General features: G+C 52.6%; 6 protein-coding genes. 4 read left to right on the forward strand and 2 right to left on the reverse strand.

Annotation, left to right across the window (positions count from 1 at the left end; all coding sequences use genetic code 11):
- The first annotated feature begins 56 nt into the window (after positions 1-56).
- The 3 genes from cuyB to OOT00_RS02640 all read left to right on the forward strand — a co-directional run bounded on the left by cuyB (position 57) and on the right by OOT00_RS02640 (position 2,660).
- Positions 57-785, forward strand: coding sequence for a cysteate racemase (cuyB, locus tag OOT00_RS02630; RefSeq protein ID WP_265423735.1), 729 nt, complete (start codon positions 57-59; stop codon positions 783-785).
- 110 nt (positions 786-895) lie between these two features.
- Positions 896-1,831: a DMT family transporter gene (locus OOT00_RS02635; protein ID WP_265423736.1), complete on the forward strand. Its 936-nt coding sequence runs from the start codon at positions 896-898 to the stop codon at positions 1,829-1,831.
- A 112-nt stretch (positions 1,832-1,943) separates the two neighbouring features.
- Positions 1,944-2,660 (forward strand): GntR family transcriptional regulator, encoded by a 717-nt coding sequence (locus OOT00_RS02640; RefSeq protein ID WP_265423737.1) that lies wholly within the window; start codon positions 1,944-1,946, stop codon positions 2,658-2,660.
- On the opposite strand, the gene OOT00_RS02645 is transcribed toward OOT00_RS02640, so the two are convergent.
- Positions 2,651-4,900 (reverse strand): transglycosylase domain-containing protein, encoded by a 2,250-nt coding sequence (locus tag OOT00_RS02645; RefSeq protein ID WP_265423738.1) that lies wholly within the window; start codon positions 4,898-4,900, stop codon positions 2,651-2,653. The genes OOT00_RS02640 and OOT00_RS02645 overlap by 10 nt on opposite strands.
- Before the next feature lie 74 nt (positions 4,901-4,974).
- Positions 4,975-10,611: an Ig-like domain-containing alpha-2-macroglobulin family protein gene (locus OOT00_RS02650; protein ID WP_265423739.1), complete on the reverse strand. Its 5,637-nt coding sequence runs from the start codon at positions 10,609-10,611 to the stop codon at positions 4,975-4,977.
- A 682-nt stretch (positions 10,612-11,293) separates the two neighbouring features.
- Here OOT00_RS02650 and OOT00_RS02655 point away from each other — a divergent pair.
- A complete protein-coding gene (locus tag OOT00_RS02655; protein ID WP_265423740.1) occupies positions 11,294-13,042 on the forward strand; it encodes a hypothetical protein in 1,749 nt (582 codons plus the stop codon).
- Positions 13,043-13,083 lie beyond the last annotated feature (41 nt).

A 13,083-nucleotide genomic window follows, 5' to 3' on the forward strand; every position in this document is an offset into this window, starting at 1 on the left:
TTTTTTGTGTTCAGAGTAAAAAGACTCTTCTTACTGCCGTGGAAAGGTAACGGGAAATGCAATGCGGAAAAGAAAAAGTGGTGGGCATTCTGGGTGGAATGGGGCCTGCTGCAACGGTTGATCTGATGAAAAGGGTGATTGACCTTACCCCTGCCGTGGATGATGCGGATCATATCCGGATGATTGTGGATAATAATCCAGGAGTACCGTCCAGAATGAAGGCATTGCTGGACGGTACGGGAGAGAGTCCTGGTCCATGCATGGCAGAAATGGCCAGAAGGCTTGCGTCATGGGGCGCAGATTTTCTTGTCATACCCTGTAATACGGCGCATTTTTATTATGATGATGTCCGAAATGCCGTATCTGCGCCAGTGGTTCATCTTGTGGATCTTACAGCTTCCGTTGTTGCCGAAAGGCTGCCGGAACACATGAAGGCAGGTATTATGGCTTCCACGGCAGTTGTAAATACCGGGCTTTATGATAAAGCTTTCATGCCATATGGTGTTCCTTTGCTATATCCTTGCCCTGCAGATCAGGAAAGACTTCTGGATGTGATTCGTTCTGTGAAGGCTGGAGATAGGGGATGGGATATACGGAACAGTTTTCTTGCCATTGCAGCAAGTCTTGTGAAGGAAGGAGCTGGAATATTGATTATAGCCTGTACGGAACTGGGAGTTATCGGAGAGGAGTTGGGAGCAGAATTCGTTGATACAACAGATGTCCTGGCTTCCCACATTGTTTCTGTCGTGAAAAAGGGAGCCCTTCCTTTTGAAAAGATGCGTTGAACATGCCGGGCTTCTTTGTTCGCTATGGATCGTATCATGATGCAAGGCTGATGCAGTCAGTTGCAAGGTCAGAAGAAGCTTTTTTGATTTGGTTTTATGCGGAGTGTTGGATGATGGAAAAAAAATCGGTTCCTGTTTTTTCAGCCCGTATGGGTTTGGTGTATTCTGTTGGATCAGCAGCGGCCTATGCAATGCTTCCGGTTTTTACGCGCATGTCTTTGGCCAGCGGCATGAGCAGTCTTGAAATCATGCAGTTGCGTTATGGTTTTGGAGTTGCCATGGTATTTCTTTATCTTGCCATTTGCAGCCCGGAGTCCTTGAAAATAAGTCCGAAGGGTCTTTTTATTGCATTTGTCTTGTCCTTCGGACTGGACCAGATCACCAGTCTGAACCTTGCCAGGTGTTTTGAAACGTTGACAGCGTCAACCGGGATTCTTATTTTTTACATATTTCCTGCCATCACGACAGTACTTTCCGTTCTGATTTATAAAACCCCGGTCAGTAGGAAAACCATTACGTCGATGGTGCTGGTGGCAGGGGGGTGCTGTCTTGTTCTGGTTCAGGCATTTTCCCATAAGGTTGCGCTGTCGGGCGTATTGTATGTACTCTCCGCCGCTTTTACCTTTGCCCTCAGCTTTGTTGTACTGCAGCGTGTCATGGAGAAGATACCTCCTCTGACCATTACATTTTACGTAATGCTTTTCACCACCGTGGGGTTTAATTTTGTAAAGGGTGACATAACCTTCTTGTTTTATCTGGATTCCTATCAGTTTCTGATGGGGCTTCTGCTGGGTCTGATTCCAACAGCCCTGGGAGTTACCCTTCTTTATCTGGCCATCAGCGTGACGGATTCTGGTTTTGCTGCCCTGTGTTCGTCAATAGAACCTGCTGTTACCGTGCTGGCAGCCTATCTGTTGCTGAGCGAACCGATTCTGATCGTTCAGGTTGCAGGAATGCTGATTGTGATGCTGGGAATATTTATTAAGTACCTGGACTCCAATCATCCTGCGGATTCTGCGGCAGCCAGCCTGCCAAAATGCGTTTAGGCCAGAAGGGTGGGGTTTCTGGAACAGACGAGCGATGGACTATCCAAAGCTCATCGGTCAGCAGAACGGCACATGGAGAAGGAAGTACGGGCAACTTAACTCATGATAGAGGGTGGCTGGCAGCTTCCCATGGACGTTGTGCGAGCTTATCAAAATGGTAAGGAGTGTGCATTTGAAAACTGGTGAAGGCTCAATGAAATCCCTCATAGCCTATGATAAAATCAAGGAGCTCATACTTTCAGGAAGAAAATATCCGGGAACAAGGCTTGTTTTAGCGGAACTCGAGACGGAGCTTGGAATCGGACGCGGACCAATCCGGGAAGCTCTTATGCGGCTTGATCGTTCGGGGCTGGTACGGAATGTACCTTATAAAGGAGCCATCGTAGCTCCTTTGCCTAAAAAAAATGAAATGGATTATATTTTCAGTATTCGAGTTAAGCTTGAAGCTGAGCTGGCCAAGGCCGCTATGAAGAACCTTAGGGATGAGGATATGGAAGAGCTGGAGAAGACGTACCAAAAGATGCAATGCATGACACAGGAATTTTATAGTCTCGACCGTCACTTCCATGATGTTTTATATGAAGCATCCGACTATCCCCATCTCTGCCTGATTGCTCATAAGCTTGTTGAGTCTGTGGAAGCTTTTTTAAACCTGTTTCAGCATGATGAGAATGATTACAGAATATTTTTAGAAGAGCATGCCCTGATTCTGGAGTTTTTGAAAAAAGGTGATTCTGAAAAACTGCAGAAGGCAGTGGCTGACAATGTTAAGTCTGGAATGAGACGCATTGAGAAAGCCTATGCCTTGCTGATGAACAATCACGGTTGAGCCTCCATTCCGGTGAGCTCAACGACTCCGTTTACATCCGGAATCTGTCGTGTCAATTCCATGGTACGCTGGCCTTGTGTTACCTGTATGCTTGCCATGCAGGAAAGGGTACGGCCGTCTTCAAGATCAATACGAACCCTTATTTCATGCGTACCTGCCTGCAGCGGCCAGAGTACTTCCGGCGTATTCCCTTCCTTGAAGAGCACGCCATTTATATACCAGCGGTACAGTGCTTTTTGCTGCGGTTCACTGACCCTTAGGGGCAGCTTCTGATTTTCAGGCGCAATTCTCGGGTCCATGGTGAGCAGCAGCCCATCCATGGGGCTTTGCAGGTGAATGCTGGTTTCAGCATTTTCCCCTTCAGAGGCAGGCTGGGCATCCCGGGGCATCCACTCGCTTCGGAACGCCGTGCACAGCCCATGGGGATTTTGGCGGATACAGACATCCCGAAGAACAAGGTCCTGTGGCAGGGGCAGTGCTTTTGTGTCCTGATTCCGGTTAAGCTCCCTGAAAACTGAGCGCAGCAGGGGCACGGGCCCGGAAGCGCCGGCAAGGTTATGCATGGGGCTTCGATCCAGATTGCCCATCCAGATTCCCACCGTGTGCTGATGGTCAAACCCGAAGGCCCAGGCATCCCTGTGGTCGGAGCTTGTGCCTGTTTTAATGGCTGTCTGTACGGGGAAGGCCATAAGAGGGCCGAACTCGTAACGCCTCGCTTCCGGATCCGACAGAATAAGGGCAATGAGACGGGATGTATCCCGTTGGAAAATTGTTTCTCCGGGCTGTATCAATTCGGGTGGTGTATTCAGAACATGAAGGGGGAGTTTTCGACCATCTCTGGCCAGAATTGCGTAAGCACGCGTGAGTTCCAGCAGTGATACTTCACCATTTCCCAGTACAAGGCCGTCGCCATAAAATCCGGCGGTACGGGTCAGAGAGTGCAGGCCGCAGGCCCGCAGGGTTGCAAGATAGGATTCGACACCTACATGGCGCACGGTTCGGATAGCGGCGAGGTTCAGTGAATTGGCCAGAGCATCCCTGAGGGGCATGATCCCATAGGCATTGCGGGAATAATTCTGATAGTCGTGGCTGCCCCTTCCAACGGGAGTGCTGATGGGCGTATCGGCAATGGGAGTTGCCGCCGTCCAGCCCCTTTCCAGAGCCATGGCATAGGCAAAGGGTTTGAGGGCGGATCCCGGTTGTCTTGGGATAAGGGGTGCATTGATTTTGCCACCGTCACGTTTGTCCTGGCCATTTCCGGCAACCGCCCATGCCCGTATTCGGCCCGTTCGGTGTTCCAGCACGAGAACAGCCCCATTGGTAAGGTTATGCATGGCAAGCTGGGCTGTCCGAGCATCCAGAAGCCCTTGAATTTTTTTTTGGAGAGGTCCGTCCAGGCTGGTGCGGATGGGAAGGGTTGTGGAAGGGGAGGGAAGGCTTTCTCTGACATAGCGAACGAAAAAAGGGGCATGCACGGGAAGTGTTTTTCGGCGCAGTTCCGGAGTCAGTCGGGTACGCTCTGCTGCCTCCTGACGGAGGATTTCAGTCTGGACCATACGCCTTGCAAGGGTTTCTACCCGCTGCATAAGCCTTTCTGGATGATGGGCAGGATGCAGTGCCTGAGGGGCTCTGGGAAGGACGGCAAGAATAAGGATTTCCGTTGTATCCAGAGTGGAAAGATCCCGGTCGAAGAGACGGTCAGCTGCCTGCACAACGCCTCTGCATCGGTCGGGATAGGGAACCTGATTCAGATAAAAGGCCAGGATGTCCGCCTTGGAGAAATGTTTTTCGAGCCGATAGGCATCGATACTTTCCAGCATGCGCGAGCCAAAGGTTCGGGGCCTCGGGTTCAGGATACGGATAACCTGTTCGGTGATGCTGCTGGCTCCGCGAACGTTACCACCTGCCCGGATATTCTGCAGAAGGGCATGGCCTACGGCCTTCCAGTCCGTTCCATTATGAAGGAAAAAACGTTTGTCTTCGGCCATGATAATGGCTTGGCGTAGCAGCAGAGGAATGGTGTGGAGTTCGGCTATGTCCTGCGTGTTCAGGTGGTCTTCCCTGGCAAATGTGATGGGAGTGCCGTAGCGGTCCAGAAGCCGTACCCGCTCAACCGGAACGGCAGGGAGGAGTTCGGAAGGCAGGGGGCTCAGGCCACGGTACAGCCACAGGCTGAACAAAAGGAGGGTCAGAGCTGGTATTATCCAGAGAAGAGCTGTCTTTGTTTTATATCTCCGCATCGGCAGGTGTCGGTTCCCGGGCTTTTCATGGTTTCCGCATGAAAAGCCCGTTATGTTTCGGTTTCGGATTTCTTTCAAGGAATTCGTGGGCCTATTTTGATGATGCGTTCTTTGTCACGGCCCCATATTTCCGGACGGTAGAGGGCCTCCCCGTGGGCGGCGGGCATATGGAAGCGGCCTTCAGCAATGGCCTGAACCGTAAATGTGAGGCGCCAGGTCCCTGCTGGCATCTCTTCGGCAAAGAAACGAACAGCCTCATGGCGGAATTCCTGATGGTAGAAGGGCCACGGGCTGCCATGGCGGATGCCTTCAGGCAGAACAGACCGGTCCATATCTGTTTCGCTGGTGGCGAGATGGGGGTTTACGGCTTCGAAACCTGCGGGCAGGGGAATTTCAGCCATGATAAAATGAAGGTTCTGTGTGCTGGTGATGTCGTAGGCCAGTCTTACCCGGTCACCCCTGCTAAGGTTTTTGAATTCTGTTGTATTGGCTGGTGTGTCGTTAATGCTGATTGCCGTAAGGTTCACATGCAGTCCGCTGTCTGCGGGAGGCAGTGGGCCATGCGAGGCAAAAGTCAGGGCAGCTGTATAGTACAGAGGCCCTTTCCCCTGTCTTTGTATATGCAGGGTCTGTTCCCGGCCCGGATCATCCGGGTGCATGGGGCGGGTTATGCGGACGGCCGTATCCCGGATATCCCGGAAGTGAACCCCGCCGTAAAGTCCTGAAGGATCCTGTACCTCCGCATGCAGATCCACCGTTGCCGACTCGTAGGTGAGGGCGTATTCCGCAGCTGCCATGGCAGCAAAAAGGTTTTCCTGAGTGCCTTGCCACCGGGCTTCATCCCCTTGTCCTTCCATAAGTTCGTTTACCAGCAGAGAAACATAGCTATGAAGTTCGGGAGGAGCGTCCGGAAGCCGGGCAAGACGGATCATTGCCATGAGAACGGCGGCCTGGGTACGGTTGTGAGACCCCATAAGCCATGGGTGGGCAAGGCTCTCATCATCCTGAGCAGCCATACCCTTTGGGGTTCTGTGGGTTCTTGCCATAAGTGCGTCAACCACAGGAGCCAGTTTATGGTAGGCAAGACCCTGCCGTGCTCCGGCCTCCAGAAAAAGGGCCGTGGCGAAAAGTCCGTCTTGCTGGGGTTGCGGCATAAGACGGTCAAAGAGTGTTGCATCTGCATCCGGTGCAAGGGCCAGCAGGGCCATCATGCGGGAACTGCGGTCGAGGACAGGTGTTCCACTTACGTTTCGCCGCAGAAGGGTATCCAGATAAGTCTCGAGTCTGCGGCTGACTTCGGGATCCGGTGTGAATCCGAATTCGGAAAGACGTTTGAACATCAAGGCCGTGAAGGCGGAAAGGAACGGGTTTTCACCACCTCCAGCCGAAGGGAAATAGCCCATGGCTCCGTTTTCTGATTGAAACCGGCCTGCCTGGGAGAGGATGTCGGAGATCAGTGTTTCCGCCTCTTCCCATTGCAGTTCATCGGGAAGATAATCCATCATGGAAAGATAAAGAGCCGCGCCCATTGCCTTTGAAAGCTGCTGTTCCCAGCAGGTATAGGGATAATCCTTGAGAAAAAGCAGGGGGGCTTCAACGGCAGATAAGAGGCTGGGGGAAAGACGGATGCCAATACCGCCGACATCGGTTCTGGCATTCCCGGGGATTCGGATCGGGATGCCCGTATGGGTGTTGTCAGCTTTGCCGGAAACGGCCTGAGTTTCCAGGAGAAGACTGTCTCTTATGTCCAGACTGTGGGCCAGTGCGTCACCATCGAGTGCGTCCTTGGCTATGATTTCCATACGCAGGGTGCCGGTGTGGTCGGCATCCATGGGCAGAAAGAAGGAACTCCGCTGCCAGGGGGCAAAGGAGGCATCAAAATGGCGCTGCGTCAGCAGTCTGCCATCATTATGAAGTTCAGCCCGGATGTGGATATTTCTTTGTTCATCGGTTCTGTTCAGTATGGAAAAGCCTGCCTGCAGCCTATCCTCTTTACGCAGAAAGTTGGGCATGATGGGGCGTATTTCCGTAGGGCGGTTTACTTTGAAAAGTTGCTGGCCTGTTCCCATGCGTTCCCGGGGACTCACGGCCATGGCCAGCACTTCCCACCCTGTGAGGTTATCCGGTGCGGGAAATGAGAAGGTTACCCTGCCGTTTTCATCGGGCAGCATTTCCGGATTCCAGTAGGCAACCCCCCGGAAATTTTCTCTCAGTCGCAGTCCGCCACCGTCTCCTGCGGGTGTGGCTCCTTTGGCATCCAGTTTCTGCATGCCCAGAAGACGGGTGAGAAGGGTATAAGTTTCAACGTCAATGGAGGAAACGGATGTATAAAGGCCCGTATGGGGATCAAAGTTCCTGCGGCCTCCGGGCAGTAGGTCAAAAATGGCACTGTCCAGAACGACCATGGCTATTTCCGTATCCATAGCCAGGTCGGCAGGTATCTGCAGGCTGCCGCGTACTTCTTCTCCGGGCTTATAGTGTTCCTTTTCCATGGTTACGGAAACGGGAATTTTCTTTTGTGGTGCTGTAACGCTGAGATAAAGATAGCCGCTGCGGAAAGCCGGTTTGCCCATGTCAGGGCCTGTCTCAGGAGCCTGGGATCCGGCTACCCTTGGAGAAAGCAGGGATATTGCCACATAACATCCGGGAAGAGCTGCCGGACCAATGGGTATTTCAATGATTTCCGCAGCATTTTTAAGAGGCCGAACCTCATGGCGCAGGATGCCATAGCGTTCGACACTGATCAGGGCCATGGCCCCCGGGAAGGGATTTTTCACAAGGATGCGGGCCGTTTCTCCCACACGGTAACTGTCTTTTTCAGGGATCATTTCAATGCGCTGATCTTCAGGATTTTCCCATGTAACGGATCCGGGACCCGAAACCCATACGGGAATGCGGGTGGTATGGCTGCGCCCTTGGCTGTCATGAATGGTAACACTGACCCTCCAGCGGCCGGGAGAGTTGGGTGTAAAAACGGCATCAACGGGGGTTTGACCCGAAGTAAGCCGGGTGGAGGCCCTTTCTTTCCATTGGGTGGTGTAGCGTGGGGTATAGGCATCTCCTGCACCCCTTGCACGGATTACGGAAACTTCCTGCCGTTCGGCACGAAAGGAGATGGGAATATCGGGTATGATGCTGCCCTCCGGATTGCACACTACCACCTGGAATTCGGCGGTTTTACCTTTCTGCTGCATCCACTCAAGGGAGCGGATGCCTACCAGAAGATCCCGGCCCTCAAAGGGAATACGGGTGGTGGCACTGACGGATTTTCCTCTCTCATCACTGACAGAGGTTTCCAGAGAAAGCTCTCCGTAGGCCATATCTGTTTCCGGGATTTCCTGCCGGATGGAGGCTGTGCCATGGCTGTCAAGGGTTCGGGTGATGTCTGTGAGTGTATGCTCCGGAATGCTGGGTTTGCCGTTGTTGCTGTCAAAGAAAAAATTCCGTAGTAGAGGATGGGGCGGGGTAAAGGGCCGCGCATGGATATGGCTGCGTATGCGTGCGGGAGCATCGGTATAGGCACCGCCCGCATGGAGAGCGGCTGAGGCCTTGAGGTCAAGGGTGTCACCGGGTTTTGCCCTGAGTGCGGAAATGTCTGCCTGTGTTCGGAAAGGCGCAGTGGAAAAATCTGTGACCATCACCGAAAGAGGATAAAGATCTGCAGGGCTTTTTTCATGGGAAAGCTGAAAGCGGTAACGTCCAACGGCCCCGTCTTCCGGAATGGGGAAGGCTCCATGAAGAGAACCGAATTTCGACAGATCAAGATCGGTTCTGGCATGTATCTCCTGGTCTCTGGGATCCAGTATACGGAGTGTCCAGCCGGAAAGGGGAGGTTCTATCAGCCCGGTGATATCCTGATTCCGTATATATATTTTATATTCCATGGTTTCGCCGGTGCGGTAGATTCCCTGGGAGGTGAGCCCCCACGCCTTGAGATGACCATAGGCTGCCCTGCTGTTGGAAAAAACTGGAGGATCGGAGACCTGCCAGAGATGGAGGGAAAAACGCCAGTCCAGGGGGAAAAGAATTCTGTCCTTTTCGAGGCTGGCCTCCAGAAACCAGAGGGGCTTGTCTTCTCTGTAGTCACCTCTGCCTGCTATGTTCTGCTCGGGGTCCAGTTCGGCCGTGCCGGGAAGAAGGGCCACTCCCTCGGAGTTGGTGATGGCCGAGCTTACCATTTTTTCATGGATTTCCAGATCTTTTTCACGGCCTTCCCTTATATGAATCCTCACTCCCGGAACCGGTATTCCCGTACGGAGGTCTGTCACCCATACAAGACTGTTGAAATGGCCGAGCTTGACCACTACCTGCCAGGGAGAGACGATGGCAAGAAAACGGGAGGCTCCCTCCCAGGTCCGGACTTCCGGCTCTGTGATAATTTCTCCTGATACAATTCCACTTTCAGGAAGAATGGTCCGTATGCCTGCGCCCAGAAGGGCCGGTTTATCCGCAAGAAGTCCCGTTTCCCGTTTACCTGTGTCCACGGGATAGAGCCCCACTCCGTCCATGGCCATACCACGGATGCGGAAACTGTCTATGTTGGTCAGGAAGAGGGGGATGTCCGAGGGCAGACCCTTTTCAAGAACGGCCGTATTACCGGGCAGGGAAAAAGAGGGTTTCAGATGGTCCGTCTGAAAGATTACCTGGCTGTTCTTTTTGAGTGTACGGCCGAAGGTGTCGGGCAGGCTGTCCGGCACACTAATGGTGTACTGGCTTTTGGGGTTCGGGTTTACAGGAAGGGAAATTCCATATTCCGCATTTTGAGTATGCAGGGTTCTCGACGGGTCGTAATCATAGAATCCATCCCATGGTTTCTGGTTTCCCGGTAAGGGGGGGGTAAAGCGGACATGGGCTGCGGCATCGGACAGGCGAACGGGAGTGCTGAACACCAGTTCTGTATGGCTCTGGGGGTCTGCGGCGGGGAAGATCTTCGGTTCCGATGCATCCGGTGTGTGGGAGGGAACAAAGATACTGTTTCCGTCCAGACTGGTATAGCGGATTCCGAGAAAGGATGGCTGGGGGAAGGTGGCAAAGGTACGGATACCTCTTTTTTCAATACCGGGTTCAGGTCCTTCCGGGCTTATCAGGCCTGCTTTTACCATGAGCTCTGCTTCCTGGTTTCCGGGCAGGATGGGTGGCTTTATGATCCATGAGGTAGCAACGGAAGCTTTCGGCGTGTCTCCCGCCGCGTGAGCCTGTACCGTCCATAAAAAATCACCGCTCCGGAAGACAACGGATTTTTCGACGGACTCTCTTGTCAGAGGCAGATTGGCATGAATTTGAAAAACCGGTGTGGCTGCATTGGCCCATCGCTGAAAAAAGGCATGGGTGATTTCTGGTCTTGTAGTGGTAAAGGAGTTGTTTTTTGTGGCGGGTACAGCTGTTCCGTCAAGGGCCGTCAGACCTTTTTCCACATCCACCGTATAGCGGGTGGCGGGTTTGAGTTTTTCTTCGGGGTTTGGCCGGAAGCTCAGGGTCTGGGGATCGGTCCAGCGCCATTGCCCTTGTACGGGCGGAGAGATCTGTACGGGAACCTCCTTTGCCTCCGCCTGTCCCAGGGCTACCATGGGGCGGTCAAACTCCAGACGGATGCGCTGGTCCATGGGCACGTTTTCCCCCTGCGGTACAATGCGGAGGAGCGGGCTGGACAGGGCCATGGAAGGAAGCCAGAGCAGACAAAGAAAAAGAAGGGAGGGAGTTTGTTTACGCATGGCGCAGATCCTCAATGGGGCGTAAAAAGTGGATGGGAAAGGGGCATTCTGGCAGGGCCCAGTTTGATGCAGAATACCCGGTCAGCCGAAGACAGCCCGGTGACGGTGGTTAAAAAAATGAATGATAAAGTCTTATAAAGCAAAAAAGTTTTGCTTGCTTTTATGGGAAAACAGTACAACTATAGCTACCTGCCCAAAGGGGCAGCAGCATAGGGGAGCTTCTGTACTCCCTGTGCAGGAAGGGTCTCTCACCGTTCTTACCTTACCACGCTGTGCTGATTGTCACAGCCGTACCTGTATGGAAAAAAGGCAGATCTGTTTTGATTCCGGAAGAAAACGGAAAAACTGCGGTTTGCTTTCCCCATGGCCTGCAGAGGTCTGATTATGCGATAGCGCACGGCAGTACTTGTCTGTATTTGTGCCACTAAATATGTGATTAGGCAAGGCTTTGATGACCATGGATTTCTGGCGTCATAAAATATGCAGCATATCCATTGGGGTCAGCCTCTTTCATTCATTGTCAGACACAGCAATACTATCTGCCCGGATCCTTCCTGTTTTCTGAATGCAGGCGGGCTTTCTGTTTGTATGGCATATCTGGCTGAGATTTTTTCAGCCGGAGTGCTTTTTTATACGCTGGCGTACAGGGGGAAGCCCGTGCGTCTGGAATCAAGGAGAATATATGAAAAAAGTTGGAATTTTTGTCGCTCTGGCTGTCATCGTGGCGGCAGGTGCCGTTGCCTGGTATGCAATGAAACCTGCCGGAAAAATTACCGGATGGCAGATCGCAGAAGTGTTGCCGGCGGATACCCTTGTTTTTATAGAGATTACCAATGCGGAGAAGCAGATGGAATCCCTTCTGTCCAGCCCGCTCGGCAGGAGTGTCGGGGAGATGGATATGGAGGCCGCTCTGTACCAATTGGGTGATGACCCTTTTCTGCTGGAAACATGGCGGACCCTGGAAGAAAAAATTTCATCTCCGCTTAACCGTCGTCTTTTCTATGCCCTTTTCGGCAGGCAGGCAGGAATGGCTATTTTCCCTGAAGCTATGGAGGAAGGCCATGGGCCGGGTGTGATAGCGCCGGGGGTGGCTTTTGTGGCAAAACCCGTGGGGGATGCTGCCCTTATATCCTTTATGGCACAGTGGGTACCGGATCTGAAAACGGAGGCATTGCCTCCCTATCAGGGGCAGGAAATCCGTGTGCTGCGGTTTGATAATGAAGTGGATCTTTATACGGGTACATGGAAAGGTCTGTTGCTGATGGCCTTTGACCTGCAGACCTTGCAGCGTATGCTGGATGTTTCCGCTCAGAGGGTCGCTTCGCTGGGTGACCACCCGCCCTTTGGTGCCATGGTAAGGGAGTTTGAAAGTACGGATCGTTCCTTTTTTGTGTATGCGGATATGCCCGCTCTGACCGCAGCCCTGGATGAACCCATGGAGTATCTGCTGGGAGGTGTCGGCATGGCCGTATGGTCTCAGTTGCGGGGACAGATGAAGGGCTTTAAGGAGCTGGTCTGGATCGGGTTTGATGAGAGCAGGGAAATGCAGGTCTCCGAGGGCAGGATTTCCATGGATCAGAAAGCCATGGACCCGGAATTCCGTTCAGTGATCAATATTCCTGCCCGGAAATCCCTTCCTTTGGGAATGGCTCCGGCAGATACCCAGTTTTTTTTCTGGAATGGTACCTTCGACATTCGTTACTCCATAGAATCCCAGTTTCAGCGTAAAGAGGATTTGGTAGAATTTTACGAAGGATTTGAGTCGTTTGCAGGGTTCTCATTTGATGAATTTGTTGCGGCCTTCGGGCAGGACCTCGCTGTGCTCACCACCGGTGTGAATACCCGGGGAATGTTTCTCATTCCTGACCTGGCGCTCATTATAGCCAGCCCCAGTCCGGACCGTTTGTCTGCCTTTCTGGATGGACTCCTGACTCAGGTGGAAAGTTTCATCCACACGCCCTTTGAGCGCGAGCAGGAGATGGTTCAGGATATTGCACTGATCAGTGCCATTTCTCCCCTTGGAGATGATATCGTACCTGCCTGGGCAGCCATGGATGGCTATTTCATCGTAGGGCTGAAGCCTGACAGTGTGCGTGCTGTCATTCAGGCCGCCCGTTCCGGATCCGGCTTGACAGCAGACCCCGTTTTTCAGGCTGTTGCAGAGGGCATGGACGGGAAAACCCATGGTGTGTCCTATATTCGTTTTGATGCCTTGATGGCTACCTGCATGGAGATAGCGGACTGGTCACTGCAAAGAACACGGATGATGAACCCATGGCAGGCAGAGCCCCAGGCGGTTCTGGTCCGTGAAATACTTTCTCCTCTTCTGAGCGGTCTCAAAATGTATGAAGCCATAGGCAGTTATACCACATATGAAAAAGACAGGGTTGTGATGCAGACCCGCACGAAATTGCAGCTGATTCAGGAATAAGTTCTGGTACGAAGCTGTCTGAAATAATTTCCGTTGTGATA

The sequence above is a fragment of the Desulfobotulus pelophilus genome (assembly GCF_026155325.1).
Taxonomy (GTDB): domain Bacteria; phylum Desulfobacterota; class Desulfobacteria; order Desulfobacterales; family ASO4-4; genus Desulfobotulus; species Desulfobotulus pelophilus.